The organism is Streptomyces sp. NPDC046915, from assembly GCF_040644935.1.
GTDB lineage: Bacteria > Actinomycetota > Actinomycetes > Streptomycetales > Streptomycetaceae > Streptomyces.
In genome coordinates, this window is record NZ_JBEYXB010000001.1 from 1,000,623 (window position 1) to 1,015,815 (window position 15,193).

General features: G+C 72.5%; 15 protein-coding genes. 5 read left to right on the plus strand and 10 right to left on the minus strand.

Features of this window, described 5'->3' with window-relative positions:
- Window positions 1-76: 76 nt before the first annotated feature.
- The 3 genes from ABZ915_RS04465 (at window position 77) to ABZ915_RS04475 (ending at window position 3,739) form a co-directional block, all read left to right on the plus strand.
- A complete protein-coding gene (locus ABZ915_RS04465; protein ID WP_361795556.1) occupies window positions 77-1,330 on the plus strand; it encodes an FUSC family protein in 1,254 nt (417 codons plus the stop codon).
- A 42-nt stretch (window positions 1,331-1,372) separates the two neighbouring features.
- Window positions 1,373-2,413, plus strand: coding sequence for a hypothetical protein (locus ABZ915_RS04470; protein ID WP_361795559.1), 1,041 nt, complete (start codon window positions 1,373-1,375; stop codon window positions 2,411-2,413).
- Between the two features lie 123 nt (window positions 2,414-2,536).
- Window positions 2,537-3,739: a lactonase family protein gene (locus ABZ915_RS04475; protein WP_361795562.1), complete on the plus strand. Its 1,203-nt coding sequence runs from the start codon at window positions 2,537-2,539 to the stop codon at window positions 3,737-3,739.
- Here ABZ915_RS04475 and ABZ915_RS04480 read toward each other — a convergent pair.
- Window positions 3,707-4,426, minus strand: coding sequence for a DUF2470 domain-containing protein (locus ABZ915_RS04480; protein WP_361795565.1), 720 nt, complete (start codon window positions 4,424-4,426; stop codon window positions 3,707-3,709). The two genes, ABZ915_RS04475 and ABZ915_RS04480, sit on opposite strands and share 33 nt — an antisense overlap.
- Before the next feature lie 95 nt (window positions 4,427-4,521).
- Entirely contained in the window at window positions 4,522-5,127 is a 606-nt protein-coding gene (locus tag ABZ915_RS04485; protein ID WP_361795568.1) for a TetR/AcrR family transcriptional regulator, read from the minus strand.
- A gap of 125 nt (window positions 5,128-5,252) precedes the next feature.
- Between ABZ915_RS04485 and ABZ915_RS04490 the strand changes: the two genes are divergently transcribed.
- Entirely contained in the window at window positions 5,253-6,803 is a 1,551-nt protein-coding gene (locus ABZ915_RS04490) for a cytochrome P450 (RefSeq protein WP_361795849.1), read from the plus strand.
- Here ABZ915_RS04490 and ABZ915_RS04495 read toward each other — a convergent pair.
- Entirely contained in the window at window positions 6,765-7,631 is an 867-nt protein-coding gene (locus tag ABZ915_RS04495) for a pentapeptide repeat-containing protein (RefSeq protein WP_361795571.1), read from the minus strand. The two genes, ABZ915_RS04490 and ABZ915_RS04495, sit on opposite strands and share 39 nt — an antisense overlap.
- Before the next feature lie 178 nt (window positions 7,632-7,809).
- Here ABZ915_RS04495 and ABZ915_RS04500 point away from each other — a divergent pair, with 178 nt between their 5' ends.
- On the plus strand, window positions 7,810-8,010 hold the full coding sequence (locus ABZ915_RS04500; RefSeq protein ID WP_361795574.1) for a DUF5999 family protein: 201 nt from the start codon (window positions 7,810-7,812) through the stop codon (window positions 8,008-8,010).
- Window positions 8,011-8,018: 8 nt separating this feature from the next.
- On the opposite strand, the gene sigJ is transcribed toward ABZ915_RS04500, so the two are convergent.
- The 7 genes from sigJ to rhaS all read right to left on the minus strand — a co-directional run bounded on the left by sigJ (window position 8,019) and on the right by rhaS (window position 15,169).
- A complete protein-coding gene (gene sigJ, locus ABZ915_RS04505) occupies window positions 8,019-8,930 on the minus strand; it encodes an RNA polymerase sigma factor SigJ (protein ID WP_361795577.1) in 912 nt (303 codons plus the stop codon).
- A gap of 43 nt (window positions 8,931-8,973) precedes the next feature.
- Window positions 8,974-9,717 carry a PIG-L deacetylase family protein gene (locus tag ABZ915_RS04510; protein WP_361795580.1) on the minus strand — a complete coding sequence of 248 codons (744 nt, stop codon included), beginning with the start codon at window positions 9,715-9,717 and terminating at the stop codon, window positions 8,974-8,976.
- Window positions 9,718-9,786: 69 nt separating this feature from the next.
- On the minus strand, window positions 9,787-11,088 hold the full coding sequence (locus tag ABZ915_RS04515; protein ID WP_361795583.1) for an alpha/beta fold hydrolase: 1,302 nt from the start codon (window positions 11,086-11,088) through the stop codon (window positions 9,787-9,789).
- 123 nt (window positions 11,089-11,211) lie between these two features.
- On the minus strand, window positions 11,212-12,237 hold the full coding sequence (locus ABZ915_RS04520) for a LacI family DNA-binding transcriptional regulator (RefSeq protein WP_361795586.1): 1,026 nt from the start codon (window positions 12,235-12,237) through the stop codon (window positions 11,212-11,214).
- A gap of 80 nt (window positions 12,238-12,317) precedes the next feature.
- On the minus strand, window positions 12,318-13,730 hold the full coding sequence (locus tag ABZ915_RS04525; protein WP_361795589.1) for a BNR repeat-containing protein: 1,413 nt from the start codon (window positions 13,728-13,730) through the stop codon (window positions 12,318-12,320).
- A 21-nt stretch (window positions 13,731-13,751) separates the two neighbouring features.
- Window positions 13,752-14,072, minus strand: coding sequence for an L-rhamnose mutarotase (locus tag ABZ915_RS04530; RefSeq protein WP_361795592.1), 321 nt, complete (start codon window positions 14,070-14,072; stop codon window positions 13,752-13,754).
- A gap of 17 nt (window positions 14,073-14,089) precedes the next feature.
- Window positions 14,090-15,169, minus strand: coding sequence for a rhamnose ABC transporter substrate-binding protein (gene rhaS, locus ABZ915_RS04535; RefSeq protein ID WP_361795595.1), 1,080 nt, complete (start codon window positions 15,167-15,169; stop codon window positions 14,090-14,092).
- Between the last annotated feature and the right edge of the window lie 24 nt (window positions 15,170-15,193).

The following is a 15,193-nucleotide window of genomic DNA, read 5'->3' on the forward strand; positions in this document are numbered from 1 at the left end:
ACACGATGTGGGCCCCCTTGCCACCCGGCGGATCGGTGTGTTCGATGAGCCACCTGAACGGGAACAGGGGCAAGCGATGCAAGTTGTACGTGAGTGGACGGCGCCCCTGTCGCGCTTCCTGCGGCGCCGGCGCGACCCGGTGGTCGTGCAGGCCCTGCGGTCGGCCGTCGCGGCGTCGATCGCCTACGTCATCGCGCTCCGCCTCAGTCCGGAACCGGCCCCGCTGACCGCCCCCCTGACCGCGCTGCTGGTCGTCCAGGTGACCTTCTACGCCACGCTCACCAACGGCATCCGCCGGGTGAACGCCGTGGTCGCGGGGGTCCTGGTCGCCATCGCCTTCAGCCTGCTGGTCGGTCTGACCTGGTGGAGCCTGGCACTGCTGATCGTGGCCGCGCTGGCCGTGGGGCATCTGGTGCGGGTCGACGAGTACGTGGCCGAGGTGGCGATCAGCGCCATGCTGGTGCTCGGCGTCACCACCATCGGGTACACCGCCTGGGCCCGGATCGTGGAGACGCTGATCGGCGCGATCGTCGGCATGGGCTGCAACCTGCTGCTGGCTCCCCCGGTGTGGGTGGGCAAGGCCGGGGAGTCCATCGAGGGGCTGGCGCGGCGGCTGCGGCGGCTGATGCTGCGGGTGGGCGAGGAGGCCGCGACCCAGACGCCGGTGGAGGAGACCACCGCACGGCTGTACGAGGCACGCCGGCTCGACCACGAGATCACCGCGGTGGACGCCGAGCTGCGGCAGGCCGAGGACAGCCTGCGGCTCAACCCGCGGGTGAAGGAGGGCCTGCTGAACCGGGTGGTGCTGCGCACGGGACTGGACACCCTGGAGATCTGCACGGTCGTGCTGCGGGTGCTGGCCCGCACCTTCACCGACCTGGCCAAGGCCCGCGACCCGGAGGCGCTGTTCACGCCGGAGACGGGCGCGGCGGTGCAGCAGCTGCTGTCCGAGATCGCCGACGCCGTGGTCAGCTTCGCCGTGCTGGTGACCACCGACCTCAGCCGCAGCGCCGAGTCGGCGGAGGCCCGGCTCACCGCCGAGCTGCACACGGCCGCGGCCACCCGGGACAAGCTGGCCCTGGCGCTGCGGGCCGACGCCGAGCGCGACCCCCGGAACTGGCAGCTGCTCGGCGCCGTGCTGACCGAGGTCAACCGGATCATCGACGAGCTCGACACCGAGCACCGCTCGCGCCGTCTGCTGGAGGAACTGGACCGCGTCTCCCACGAGCAGCGCGCCCGGATGCCGCGCCTGAACCGGCTGCGGGAGCGCATGGGGGTGCAGGAGCAGCTGCACCGGAACCGTCTGGGGGCCGGCAGGCGTTTCCCGTGAGAAGAGCGGTCGAGGGAACTCAAGGGTGAGGGGGGCGTGCGGATGACCGGCACGGCCGTACGGATCGACGGGAACACGCTGCGCCTGCCGGGCGGAGTGGCGGTGCGGTTCATACGCACCCTGCGGCTGCCGGAGTCGGGCACCCATCCACTGCCGCCGGGCCTGGGCGAGTTCCCCGTCCGGCGGATCGCCGATCCCGCCAATAACGCCGACGCGGTGCCCGAACAGTGGCGGGCACGCGGCGGCGTCATGCTGCCGGTGTATCTGCGCGAGGCGATGTGGCTCAGCTTCGCGGGGACCACGGAACCGGCCGCGCTCCAGGTCGGGGTGGGCAAGGTGTGCGCCGTGTCGGGCAAGCCGTTCGGCGACCGGCTCGCCCGCGCCCCGCAGAACTACCTCGTGCTGCCCCGCCAGCCCTGGCTGGACGGCATCAACTCCGGCAGGGGCACGGTCCGCCAGTTCGTGGCGGTGCCGCTGGGACTGGGCGCGACGGTGGAGGGCCAGGTCACCGGCGAGGAGGTGTGGGGCGGCGTCCAGCTGCGGTCGTTCCCGCTGCGGGAGGAGCGCCTCGCCGAGTGGCGCGAGGAGCAGCGGGCCCGGCAGGAGCGGACGCGGGGATACGGCGCCGCCCCCGCGGGCGCGATGCCCATGGCCCCCGCGGCCGCGCCGCCCTCGGCGCCGGCGGGGCCGCCCCGGAGGACCGCGGCCATGGGACTCGGTGTCGGCGGCTCGATGCGTCAGGAGGTCTACCGGGACGACCGGCCGCCGGCCGACTGGTCCGGGGAGCCGTCCGGACGGGTGTTCGTGCACCTGGTCACGCCGCCGGAGTGGCGGCGCATCACCGGCGAGGCGCCCCCGCCGTCCCCGGTGGACCGGACGGCGTACACCCGGGCGGGACTGCCCTGGTACGACTACTACGACCAGGACGCGGAGGACCTCGCCCCCACGGACGCCCTGGAGTCCGTCAAGCCGGTCGGCGACTGGCTCGGCGACGATCTCGACCCCTGGCAGCAGCCCTCGCCCGGCCAGGTGCAGCAGCTGAAGGACGCGCCGGGCCTGCCGGTGGAGGACGGTGAGTGGTAGTCGCCGGCACCGGCACACCCGTTGCATCCTGTGCAACCAGCGTTGTCGTTCTTGCACTTGAGGGGCGGTCCGCGCGAAGGTGGCCGTCACGACCGGGGCAACCGACGACCTGAGGTGCGGGCAATGGACAGTGGTGCGCAGGAGGCGCGCGGCGGCTGGAGCAGGCGACGGTTCGTCGGGGCCGCGGCCGGGACGGCCGCCGTGCTGGCGGTGCCCTCGCCCGCCGCGCCCCGGAAGGACGCGCCCGCACCCGGGGGACGTACGGCCACCGCACGGCCGGAGCGCAAAACGCCCGAGCGGGCTCCCCGCCCGCTCCATCTGGGCACGTACACCTCCGTCGACGGCGGCGGCACCGGCATCGGCCTGGCCTCGTACGACCCGGCGACGGGCCGGATCACCGGCGCCGGGACCGTCACCGGTGTGGCCGACCCCTCGTACCTCGCCGTGCATCCGGACGGGCGCACCCTGTACGCGGTCGACGAGCGGACCGACGGCGGGGTGACCGCCGTACGCCTGGCCGACCGGAAGGTCCTCGGCACCCGGGGCACCGGCGGCGCGGCCCCCTGCCATCTCTCCGTCCATCCGACCGGGCGCTGGCTGCTCAGCGCCAACTACGGCTCCGGCAGCGTGGCCGTGCACCCGATCGACGCGACGGGCGCTCTCGGAGAGCGCACCGATCTCGTCACGCACTCCAGCCCCTCGCCCGGCCCCGGCCAGCAGGGCCCGCACGCCCACCAGATCGTCACCAGCCCCGACGGCGGCCACGTCCTCGCCGTCGACCTGGGCACCGACACCGTCTACAGCTACCGCCTGGACGCGAAGGGCAAGCTCACCGAGGCCGGCCGGGCCCACGCGCGCCCGGGAGCGGGCCCGCGCCACCTCACCTTCCATCCGGACGGGCGGCACGCCTACCTGGCCAACGAGGTCGACAACACGGTCACGGTGTGCGCCTACGACCCCGGCACCGGCCGCCTGACCATCGGCGCCCCGCAGTCCACCGGCACCGGCGCGGGCACCAACTACCCGGCCCAGGTCCTGGTGACCGGGAACGGCGCGTACGCCTACCTCGCCAACCGCGGCGACAACAGCCTCACCCGGTACGCCGTCGAGGCGGACGGCGCCCGGCTGCGGCTCATCGGCACCGTGCCGGTCGGCGGGGACTTCCCCCGGCAGATCGCCTTCTCACCGGACGGCGGGCTGCTGTTCGCGGCGAACCAGCGGTCGGGCACGGTGAGCGTCTTCCACGTGGACACCGGCAGCGGGGAACTGCGGCTCGCGGGTGAGCCGTTCGCCTCACCGGTCGCCGTCTGCGCGCTGCCGCTGTAGGCCCCGCGGGCAGACGGCGGCACTCGCCTGCGACAACAGGACGTGCATGCGCTCGGTGAGCTGGGCGACGTCGTCGGCGGGCGCGTGGAACGGCAGCCGTACGTCGGCGTGTGCGCGGGCCCGCTCGATGCGCAGCGTCAGCCCGTGGCGGTCCACCGCGAGGGGCGCCACCCGGGTCGCGGCGTGCAGGCTGTCGGGGTCGACGAGCCGGGTGAGCCGTTCGACTGCGTCGGGATGGGCGTCGGCGAGGTGGGTCAGCAGCCGGGCCTCGACCGGGGCGAGCGGGTCGGGAGTCGCGGCGGCGAACTCGTCGAGGCCGACGAGCGCCGCGCCGGAGGACCGGCGCAGCACCACCCGGGTGGGCCGGAACGCCAGCTGGCCGTCCTCGGCGGCGAACCAGCCGGCCAGCCAGAGGCGGGCACGGATCCGGTGGCGCACGGGGACGGGCGCGACGTCGGCGAACTCCAGCACGGCGGACGGCTCCCCGCGCGGCGCGCAGACCGCCGCCGCGCGCAGGGCGCCGTCCTCGGGCACTCGCAGCAGCACCCGCCCGGCCTCGTCCACGGTGTGCGTGCCGACGAGCTCCTCGCGCCCGCCGTCCGCCGTCACCGTGCAGGACCACGCCACGGCGAGCACCGAGCGGGCCTGTTCCGCCACGCCGGGCGCGGCCGTCCAGCTGTCACCCATCCCGCAACCTCCTTAGGTAAACCTTGCCTAACCTATCGAAGATCGGGGTGTCCGCCAACAGCGCACCGGCCACGGCTCACGTGATCAGGCCACGGCTACGTGATCAGGCCGAGCAGCGCCCGCGCACACAGGTCCCGCACCTGTTCCCGGGACAGGTCGAATCCCCGTAGCCACTCCAGACAGACCGCCGTGGTGAAGGCCAGCCAGCCACGCACCGCGAGGGGGAGGTCGGAGCGCTCGGCGAAGCGCGGGCCGAACTCCGGGTCCGCGGCGAGGGTGGCCAGGATCTGCCGTTCCTGTGCGGCCAGCGCCCGCTGGTAGACCCGGCGCACGTCCTGGTCGCCCGCCGCGTCGGCGCGATGGAAGGCGCGATAGCCGTGGGCATGGGCCTCGACGTACTCCAGCCAGGCATCGATACCGGCGGTGAGCTGCTCGCGCACCGGCACCCCGGGCACGGCCTCCGTCATCCGCAGCATGCGTTCACTCTCGCGCTCGACGACCGCCGCGAAGAAGTCCCTCTTGGTCGGGAAGTAGTGGTACAGCAGCCCGCGCGAGACTCCGGCGATCTCCGCGACCCGCTCGATCCACACGTCGTCGTAGGGGGACTCCGAGAACAGCTGCGCACCGACCGACAGCAACTGCTCGCGGCGCTCCTGGGTGCTGAGTCGGCGACGGGTGCCCCCACCCTGGTTCGCGGCCATGACCGCACCTTACTTGACGCGGGTTCAACAACCGGATCAGACTGGAAGCACGCTATTGAACCCACGTACAACACGAACCCACGCAACACGCTCAACCGATGGCTTGGATCAAGGGAGATCGCGTCATGGCGGAGACGGGCAGCAGGACGACGGACGGGGCGGCGCTGCCCAAGGGGTTCCGCGGTGCCGAGCAGGGCTGGCCCCAGCTGGAGCGCATCCCCCATCCGCCGCACCGGCTGCCGCTGCTCGGCGACGTCCTCGGCGTCGACCGGCGCACGCCGCTCCAGGACTCGATGCGGTTCGCCCACCGGCTCGGCCCGATCTTCCGGCGCAAGGCGTTCGGGAACGAGTTCGTGTTCGTGGCGGGCGCCCGGCTCGCGGCCGATCTGGCGGACGAGGCCAGGTTCGCCAAGCACGTCGGCCTCGGGGTGGCCAATCTGCGGCCGGTCGCCGGGGACGGGCTGTTCACGGCGTACAACCACGAGCCCAACTGGCAGCTGGCGCACGATGTCCTGGCCCCCGCCTTCAGCCGTGAGGCGATGGCCGGCTACCACCCGATGATGCTGGACGTGGCCGCCCGGCTGACCGGGCACTGGGACCGGGAGGCGGCGGCCGGGCGGGCCGTGGACGTGCCCGGCGACATGACCAAGCTGACCCTGGAGACGATCGCCCGCACCGGGTTCGGTCACGACTTCGGCTCCTTCGAGCGCGGCCGGCTCCACCCCTTCGTGACCGCGATGATCGGCACGCTCACCTACGCCCAGCGGCTGAACACCGTGCCCGCCCCGCTGGCCCCGCTGCTGCTGCGCGGCGCCACCCGGCGCAACGCGGCCGACATCGCCCTCCTCAACCGCACCGTCGACGACCTCGTACGGGCCCGGCGCCGGGCGGGCGCGGGCGGGGACGGGGACGACCTGCTGGACCGGATGCTGGCGACGGCGCATCCGGAGACCGGGGAGCGCCTGTCCCCGGAGAACGTCCGCTACCAGGTGATCACCTTCCTGGTCGCGGGCCACGAGACCACCTCCGGTGCCCTCTCGTTCGCCCTGTACTACCTCTCCCGGCACCCCGAGGTGGCGGCCCGGGCCCGCGCCGAGGTGGACCGCGTCTGGGGGGACACGCCGGCGCCCGGCTACGACCAGGTCGCCAAGCTGCGGTACGTGCGCCGGGTGCTGGACGAGTCGCTGCGGCTGTGGCCCACCGCGCCCGCCTTCGCCCGCGAGGCCCGGCAGGACACGGTGCTGGCCGGGGAGCACCCGATGCGCCGGGGCGCGTGGACGCTGGTGCTGCTGCCGATGCTGCACCGCGATCCCGAGGTGTGGGGCCCGGACGCCGAACGGTTCGACCCGGACCGGTTCGACGCGAAGGCCGCGCGGGGGCGTGCCCCGCACGTCTTCAAACCGTTCGGGACCGGGGCGCGGGCCTGCATCGGCCGGCAGTTCGCGCTGCACGAGGCGACGCTCGTCCTCGGCCTGCTGCTGCGCCGCTACGACCTCAGCGCCGAGCCCGGCTACCGGCTGCGGGTCTCCGAACGGCTCACGCTGATGCCCGAGGGGCTGCGGTTGCGCCTGGAGCGGCGCCCCGTACCCGCCCCGGTGACGGCACCGCTGACGGCTTCGGACACGGACGGCCCGGCGTCAGCGCCGCGCTGTCCAGTGCACGGGGTGGGTGACTGACTCCGGCAACCGGGTGCCGGCGCTCCCCCGGGCCGCCTCGAGCTGGGGCTGGGTCAGGAAGAAAGCGCCGGTCAGGTCGGCGTCCGTGAGATCGGCGTCCCGCAGGTCGGCGCCGATCAGGTCCGCGCCGCGCAGGTCGGCGCCGGTCAGATCGGCGGCGATGAGGTAGGCGCCACGCAGGCTGGCGCCCCGCAGGTCGGCCCCCTTCAGCCGGGCGCCCATGAGGTCCGCGCCCCGGCGGTCCTTCTTCCTGCCGCCCTTCCCGCCCTTGCCGTTGTTCCCGCTCTTGTCGTCGAAGTCCGCCCGCACCAGGTCGCTGGTGCGCAGCAGCAGGACGTTGACCTCCTGGCGGTGGGCGGCCACGTCCAGCGCGGCCAGTTCGCCGGGGGTCTGCCGGGTCAGCCGCTCGGTCTTCTCCAGCGCCGCGCGCAGCTCGGCGTGCACGGGGCGGGCGGCGGGCAGGCCCAGCGCCTCGGTGAGGTACCAGAGCAGTTCATGGAGCTGCCGGACGACCGGGAACACGTCGAACATGCGCCGGGCGTGCTCGCGGGAACCCGCGCGCCAGTCCTGGCCGCCGAAGGTGACCTGGGAGACCTTCTGACCGGCGCCGAAGCAGTCGTAGACCGTGCAGCCGGTGAAGCCCTTGTCCCGCAGCCGGGTGTGGACGCCGCAGCGGTGGTCGTCCTGGAGATTGGGGCAGGGCTGCCCGGCGGGTTTGTCGAGCGCGAAGTCCGCCGAGCGCGCGAAGGGCAGGGCGACACAGCACAGCCCGAAGCACGAGGCGCAGTCGCCGCGCAGTTCCGACCGGCCGTCCATCTGATCTGGCATGCCGTACAGCCTACTGAGCTGCGGGGCAGCCCCAAGCGGCCCGGTCGTCCGGTCGGCACATGTGCCGATGAGTTTCCGGCGTTGTGGGCGTCTACTCATCCAACGGAAAACAAGCCCGGCTACCACTGTGGTGAGAGCCGGCACCGGACAGGAGCCGAACGCATCGAGGAGCGACCTCATGTGCAGCCATCAGCCGCCGTGCGCCACCGCCGACAGCCCGGACCACCGCACCGCCGTGATCACCTCGGCCCATCCCGAGCAGGGCTGGAGCCTGCTGTGCAACGGCACCATCGTCTTCGACGACACGGGTGAACTCCTGCCCGACGGCCGGACCGTGAACCCGCGCCGCACCCCGGGTCCGCCGGCCCTGGCCGCCTGAGCGTCAGGTCACCCGGGGAGGGCGGGCAGGTCGAGGCGGGCCAGACGGTCGGGGTCGGCCAGGATGTACATGCCGGTGATCCGGCCGTCTGCCACGGTGAGGGCGGTGACGGACACCGCGCGGCCATCCGACGCGGTGACGATCCCCAGTGAGCCGTTGACCAGCACCGGCCGCGCGAAGACCGCGAACTGGGAGAACAGCGCCGCCTGTTCGGCCACCGCCTTCGCCCCGTGCACCACCTTGGAGGCGGCGGCGCCCCGCACCAGCGCGCCCGCGTCGGCGCGCAGCACCACGTCCGGGTGGAGCAGGGCGAGGAGCGCCTCGAAGTCGCCGCCCCGGGAGGCGGCCAGGAAGGCGTCCAGCACCTGGCGCTGCCGGCCGAGGTCGGGGTCGGCGGAGGGGGTGGCGCCCTGCACCCGGCGGCGGGCCCGGCTGGCCAGCTGGCGGGTCGCGGCGGGGCTGCGCTCCACGATCGGCGCGATGTCGTCGAACGGCACGGCGAACATGTCGTGCAGGACGAACGCCAGCCGCTCGGCGGGCTCCAGCATCTCGAGCACCACCAGCAGGGCCAGCCCCACCGAGTCGGCCTGGAGCACCTCCTGCTCGGGGTCGAGGGCGGTCAGGGGCCGGATCACCGGGTCCGGCACGAACGCGCCGGCCATGTCGGCGATGTCGGCGGTCGGCTGCTCGCGGCGTGCGGTGCGCGAGCGCAGCATGTCGAGGCAGACCCGGCCGACCACGGTGGTCAGCCAGCCGCCCAGGTTCCTGATCTCCGCCGGGTCCGTCCGGCCGAGCCGGAACCAGGCCTCCTGCACCGCGTCCTCGGCCTCGGCCAGCGAGCCGAGCATCCGGTAGGCCACGGCGTTGAGATGCCCGCGGTGCTCCTCGAAGCGGTCGGCCAGGAGCTCGGTGTCGTTCATGTCGTCCCCGTTCGGTCTGTGGTGGCGGGCTGCCTGCCGCGGGCTACCTGGCGAACAGTTCGAAGGCCACCGCCGGCTTGCCGCCGAAGCGTTCGCCGGCGGCCGTGGCGCCCGCGGTGAGGAAATCCCGGGCGTATTTCTCGGGGTCCTCGTCGGTCAACGCCCTTATGTAGGTGCGGTGTTCGAGCAGGGAGCGAACGGCGCGCTCCAGGCCCGGCGTCGCGTCCACGGCGTGGGTCGGCGACACGGAACCGGCGACGGCCACCCAGCGGACCCCGTTCCAGGGCTCCAGGCCCCGCTCGGCGAGTTCGGGGAAGATCCACCGGTTTCCGGCGTCGGCCGCCGCGTCCAGTGCGGCCCGGCCGACGGCCACGTGGTCCGGGGTGTTCCAGGCGGCGCCGCCCCAGGTGTCCCGGTGGTTGAGGGTGATCACCAGCTCGGGCCGGTGGCGGCGGATCGCGGCGGCGATGTCCCGGCGCAGTGCCGTGCCGTACTCGACGACGCCGTCCCGGTGGTCGAGGAACTCCACGGCCGAGACGCCCACCACGGCCGCGCTCGCCCGCTGCTCCCGCTCCCGCAGCGGGCCGCACTCGGCGGGATCCACGGTGTCGATGCCCGCCTCGCCGCGGGTCGCCAGCACGTAGGCGACCTCACGGCCGCCGTCGGTCCAGGCGGCGACGGCCGCGGCGCACCCGTACTCGAGGTCGTCCGGGTGCGCCACCACCGCGAGGGCACGCCGCCAGTCGGTCGGCATGGGGTGCAGCTGGCTGGTCTCCGGCTCGGTCATGGGCGCAGACTATGCCGCCGAGCCACTCGCGCAACCGCTTTTGTACCGGGCCTCGATGAACGCCGGACGTCACACCTCGTCGCGGGCCATCGCCAGCAGCCGGTCCAGCACGCGGGGCGCGCCGACCCGCAGGCCGTCGTGCTCGAACTCGTCGGTGACCCAGGTGCGCAGGCCCCGGATCGCGCGGGCGGTGCGCAGCGAGTGGGCGGTGTCGACATACATGTCGTCGTGGTATACGGCGGCGACGGCCGGGACCTCGTTGGCGGCGAGGCGCGCCGGGTCGTACAGCGGCGGCCAGTCGGTGCGGGCGGCGAGCAGCTCGGCGGTCTCGCGCAGGGGACGCAGGGCGGGGTCGCAGTCGAAGGTCCAGGGGTGGACCGTCTCACCGGTGAAGAGCAGTGGCGTGTCGCCCGCGAGCGCCTTGGCCGCGTCGAACTGCGGGAACTCGGCGCGCACCCGTTCCGCGGCCCAGGCGGTGGGGCGGTCGCCCTGGCCGTAGCACGCCTCGTGGACCAGGGCGTACAGCGGGTGGCCGGCGTACGACAACTGGCCCTGCACCTCCTCCTGGAAGGCGTCCGACAGCTCCCAGCCGTGCGGGGTGCGGACGAAGGCGTCCTCCAGGAGGTGGTGCAGGCGGTGGCTGCCGTCGCCGGTGCCGAGCAGGATGCCGAGGGACTGGAAGGCCTCGACGGTGAGGCGGTAGCCGTTGGGCAGGACCACGTCGTGGGTCAGCAGGTGGTCGGCGATGCGGCGGGCGCGTTCGAGGTCCTGCGGATAGCGGTCGTAGTGGGCGGTGACCTTGCGTTCCATCCGCGGGTAGGCGGCCCGGTAGACGTCGTCGGCGTGCGCGTCCAGGGCGGGCAGGCCGCCGGTGATCACAGCGGTGCTCAGGCCCTCCGGCGCCAGGGACAGGTACGTCACCGTGCAGAAGCCGCCGAAGCTCTGGCCGAGGACGGTCCAGGGGGCGCCGCCGGTCAGCCGCGGGCGGATCAGCTCGCAGTCGCGGACGATCGAGTCGGCGCGGAAGCGGGCGAGGTGGCCGGCCTGTGCGTCGCGGCCGCCGCGCAGCGGGAGTGTCTGCCGGTTGAGGGGTGTGGAGTGGCCGGTGCCGCGCTGGTCGAGGAGCAGGACACGGTGGTCCTCCAGGGCGCGGCCGAGCCAGGCCTGCTTGCCGATGAAACGGTTCGCCCCGAAGCCGGGGCCGCCCTGGAGGTAGACCAGCCACGGCAGGTCCCGGTCCGCCTTGTCGCTCGCGACGACCTCCCGGGCGTACAGCTCGATGGTCTCGCCCGCCGGATCGGTGTGGTCCAGGGGCACGGTGAAGCGGTGGTCGGTGAGGACGACGCCGGGCTGGCGGTAGCTGACGGTCAACGAATCTCCCGGGACGGACGGATGGTCGCGTCCCAGTTCAGCACATGTCCATGCGCCTTCCGACCCCTGGGATCATGGAAAGTTACTGAATCGGGAATCAGCGGGCCGGCGGGACTCCGGGATTCAGCGGACGGCGAGACTGGAGCGCCGCACCACCAGCTCCGGCTGGAGCACCACCCGGCGGTGCTCGTGGGCGCCGGGGCCGTGCTGCGTCTCCGTCTCCTCCAGGAGCAGCTCCGCGGCGAGCGCGCCCATGGTGACGGCGGGCTGCCGTACGGAGGTGAGCGGGACGGCGGCGGCGGCTGCGAACTCGATGTCGTCGTAACCCACGATCGCGAGGTCGTCGGGGACGACGACCCCGGCCGCGTACATGGCCTGGAGGACGCCGAGGGCCAGCAGGTCGTTGGCGCAGAACACGGCGGTCGGCCGCTCGGCGAGGCCGAGCAGACGGGCGCCGGCGTCCCGTCCGGCGGCCACGTCGAGGCGTTCGGTGGGCAGCTCGCGCAGCGCGTCCGGGCCGAGCCCGGCCTCCGCGAGGGCGTTCAGGGCACCGGTGCGGCGGTCCCTGACCTGGTTGAAGCCGGGCGGGCCGCTGACGTACGCGATGGAGCGGTGCCCGGCGTCCACCAGGTGCCGCACGGCCAGGGCGCCGCCCGCGACGTCGTCGACGGAGACCGAGCACTCGGTGGTGCCCTCGGCGACCCGGTCGACCAGGACGAAGGGGATGCCGTGCCGCCGGAACGTCTCGATGTTGCGCCCGGTGGCATCGGCCGGGGTGAGCAGCACGCCGCGCACCCGCTGCTCGGCGAACAGGGACAGGTACTCGGCCTCCTCGCCCGCGCTCTGCGCACTGTTGCAGACCATCACGCCGAGCCCGGCCTCCCGTGCCGCCCGTTCGGCGCCGCGCGCCACGTCCACGAAGAAGGGGTTGCCCATGTCGAGGACGAGCAGGCCCATGATCCGGCTGCGGCCGGCGCGCAGCTGGCGCGCGGACTCGCTGCGGACGTAGCCCAGCCGGTCTATGGCGGACTGCACGCGGGCACGCGTCTCCGAGGCCACCGTGTCCGGACGGTTGATGACGTTGGACACGGTGCCCACCGACACTCCCGCGACGCGGGCGACATCCTTGATACCCACCGACTGGGCCATCGGGCGGGGACCTCCAGTGAGACGAGGGGGCGGCGGGAGGGCCTTCACATTACCGTCATCCCGCCGCGCACCCGATCGGGTCAGGCGGGCAGGGCGAAGTCGACGACGTGCAGCGCCGAGGGGGTCGTACCGCTGGACTTCTCCTGGTACATGAACGACAGCACGTTGTCGGCCTTCACCCGTAGCTCGTCGATCACGACCTCCCCGAAGGCGTTCAGGCCGCTGCCGTCGTACAGCAGCGTCCAGTCCGTGTACCCGGACGCCTTCGAGGCGCCGGCGATCCGGCCGTAGGGGAAGACCGCGTAGGCGTTGTCGTACTTGTCCAGGACCAGCTTGGTGCGCTGGCTGGAGTTCAGCGGGACCGGGATCTCGGTCTTCTGCCACCCGCCGGAGGAGTTCTTGCGCAGGTGGAAGGCACGGCCGTTCGCGGTGCGGTCGGCGACGTAGTTCGTGGTGCACTGGCCGAAGCGGCCGGGGACGTAGGAGATGACCGCGTGCGGCAGGCCGGTGGAGTCGGTGGCCTGGCTCTCCTGGTTCATCAGGGAGTGGTCCGGGTTCAGCGAGTCGACGACCAGGCCGGCGTCCGTGACCGCCACCGTGTCGGAGGTGCCGGTGGTGCCGACGACCGTGCCCCCGTCGTTGCGCCAGGTGCGGCCCCGGTCGGTGGAGTACACGTAGCCGGTGTCGTGGTTGGTGATGCCGCCGCTGTCGCACATCACGGCGGCGTTCTGCTCCCGCCAGGTGAAGAAGGAGTGCAGGCGGCCGTTGACGTCGTAGTCGATGCCGTGCAGGTACATGTTGCGGGCCGTGCTGGAGCCGTGCGAGCTGGTGTAGGTGCCGGTGGAGCCGCTCCACTCCCCCAGCGCCTTCCAGGCCGAGCCGTCGTACTCGGCGAGGGCGTTGCGTCCGTTGCCGGAGATTCCGACGCGGTAGCTCAGCTGGAGCCTGCCCTCGGGGGTGGCGACGAACTGCGGGTACGTGAACTGGGTGGTGAGCGCCAGCCCGTCGAGCGAGGTCTGTACGGCACCGAAGACGGACGAGGTCCACGCGGTGGACCCCGGGTTGTCGAGGAGCCCGGCGGCCGACTTCACGTAGAAGAAGTCGTCGCTGTGCGAGTCCATGTTCAGGTGCAGCCGGCCGTCGGTCTTCGAGACGCCCATCGAGATGACGTTGTGGGAGTCGTCGCTCTTGAGCTGGTGGGAGAGCGTGACGGTCGACCAGGTGCTCGCGCCCAGCGCCCGGCGGGCGACGACCGCGTTGCGCGTGGACGTGTACCAGGCGGCGTACTGGTGGCCCTTGTAGGTCAGCAGGCCGTTCTTCTGGAAGGAGTTGTTGTTGACCAGGCCGTCGTAGGAGACGAAGTAGACGGCCTGGGCGTCGAGTTGCGTGGTGCCCTTCTTGGTGACAGAGGGGCCGGGGGACGCGGCCCGTGCGATGCCCGGGGTTGCCATGGCGGCCAGCATGGCGGACGCGAGCACGGTTCGTCTTCTCATGGATGCGGCTCCTGGGGGCGGTCAGGCGAGGTGGAACACCTCGGTGAGCGGCTTCATCGCTTCGTCGGGCCGGGCACCGTCCAGCGACTCGAAGAACGGCGCCATCTCCGCCTGCCAGCGGGCGTTGACCTCCGTGGCCTCCATGCCGGCCTGGGCGGTGGCGAAGTCCTCGGTCTCCAGGTAGCCGACGAGCAGTCCGTCGTCACGCAGGAAGAGCGAGTAGTTGTGCCAGCCGGTGGCGGAGAGCGCCTCTAGCATCTCCGGCCACACGGCGGCATGGCGTTCGCGGTACTCGGCGAGCCGGTCCTCTCGGACCTTGAGGAGGAAACAGACACGCTGCATGAAGTACCGCTCCCCCGCTAGAAGTTGAACTGGTCGATGTTCTTGGCGTCGAACACGGTCGGCTTGCCCAGGTTGATCACGCCGTCCTTGCCGATGGTGTACGTGGTGTCGCCGGCCTTGAAGGTCTCGCCCTCCTTGCCGCTGATCTGCCCGGACACCAGGGCGACGGCGGTACGGGCGGCCAGGTCGCCCAGCTTGGCCGGGTCCCACAGCTCGAACGCGTCGACGGTGCCGTTCTTGACGTACTTGCGCATGTCGTTGGGGGTGCCGAGGCCGGTCAGCTTGACCTTGCCCTTGTACTTGGAGCCGGAGAGGTACTGGGCGGCGGCCTTGATACCGACGGTGGTCGGGGAGATGATCCCCTTCAGGTTCGGGTGCTCCTGGAGGAGGCCCTGCGTCTGCTGGAAGGACGCCTGGGCGTCGTCGTTGCCGTAGGCGATCTTGACGAGCTTGACGTTCTTGTACTTGGGGTCCTTCAGCTCGTCCTTCATGAAGCCGATCCAGGTGTTCTGGTTCGTCGCGGTCTGCGCGGCGGACAGGACGGCGATCTCGCCCTTGTAGCCGATCTGCTTCGCCAGCAGCTGCACCTCGGTACGGCCCAGGTCCTCGGCACTGGCCTGCGAGACGAAGGCGTTGCGGCAGCCGGGGTTGGTGTCGGAGTCGTAGGTGACGACCTTCATGCCGTTCGACATGGCCTGCTTCAGCGCGGTGCACAGCGCGCCCGGGTCCTGCGCGGAGACGGCCATCGCGTTCACCCGCTGCTGGGTGAGGGTGTTGACGTAGCTGACCTGGCCGGAGGTGTCGGTGGCGCTGGACGGGCCGACCTCCTTGTACTTCGAGCCCAGTTCGGTCAGCGCCTTCTCGCCGCCCTTGTCGGCGGAGGTGAAGTAGGGGTTGTTCACCTGCTTGGGCAGGAAGCCGACGGTCAGGCCCTTCTTGGTGGCGGCGTTCGGGTCGGCCTTGCCGGCGGTGGCCGCGGAGGCGTTGTCGTCCTTGACGTCCTTCTTGGTGGTGCCGCCGCAGGCGGTGAGCGCGAGAGCGAGGGAGGTACCGGCGGCGAGGGCCGCGCAGGCACGGCGGAGGGATGACTTGCGCATGGCGGAGGTCCTTTACGAGGGTGG

Bases quoted from the DNA above. Each gene is read 5' to 3' on its own strand.
- ABZ915_RS04490 (WP_361795849.1), top strand. From the start codon at position 5,253: ATGGCGGAGACGGGCAGCAGGACGACGGACGGGGCGGCGCTGCCCAAG.
- ABZ915_RS04520 (WP_361795586.1), bottom strand. From the start codon at position 12,237: ATGGCCCAGTCGGTGGGTATCAAGGATGTCGCCCGCGTCGCGGGAGTG.
- ABZ915_RS04485 (WP_361795568.1), bottom strand. From the start codon at position 5,127: ATGGCCGCGAACCAGGGTGGGGGCACCCGTCGCCGACTCAGCACCCAG.
- ABZ915_RS04495 (WP_361795571.1), bottom strand. From the start codon at position 7,631: ATGCCAGATCAGATGGACGGCCGGTCGGAACTGCGCGGCGACTGCGCC.
- ABZ915_RS04510 (WP_361795580.1), bottom strand. From the start codon at position 9,717: ATGACCGAGCCGGAGACCAGCCAGCTGCACCCCATGCCGACCGACTGG.
- ABZ915_RS04465 (WP_361795556.1), top strand. From the start codon at position 77: ATGCAAGTTGTACGTGAGTGGACGGCGCCCCTGTCGCGCTTCCTGCGG.
- ABZ915_RS04530 (WP_361795592.1), bottom strand. From the start codon at position 14,072: ATGCAGCGTGTCTGTTTCCTCCTCAAGGTCCGAGAGGACCGGCTCGCC.
- ABZ915_RS04500 (WP_361795574.1), top strand. From the start codon at position 7,810: ATGTGCAGCCATCAGCCGCCGTGCGCCACCGCCGACAGCCCGGACCAC.
- ABZ915_RS04525 (WP_361795589.1), bottom strand. From the start codon at position 13,730: ATGAGAAGACGAACCGTGCTCGCGTCCGCCATGCTGGCCGCCATGGCA.
- ABZ915_RS04480 (WP_361795565.1), bottom strand. From the start codon at position 4,426: ATGGGTGACAGCTGGACGGCCGCGCCCGGCGTGGCGGAACAGGCCCGC.
- ABZ915_RS04470 (WP_361795559.1), top strand. From the start codon at position 1,373: ATGACCGGCACGGCCGTACGGATCGACGGGAACACGCTGCGCCTGCCG.
- sigJ (WP_361795577.1), bottom strand. From the start codon at position 8,930: ATGAACGACACCGAGCTCCTGGCCGACCGCTTCGAGGAGCACCGCGGG.
- rhaS (WP_361795595.1), bottom strand. From the start codon at position 15,169: ATGCGCAAGTCATCCCTCCGCCGTGCCTGCGCGGCCCTCGCCGCCGGT.
- ABZ915_RS04475 (WP_361795562.1), top strand. From the start codon at position 2,537: ATGGACAGTGGTGCGCAGGAGGCGCGCGGCGGCTGGAGCAGGCGACGG.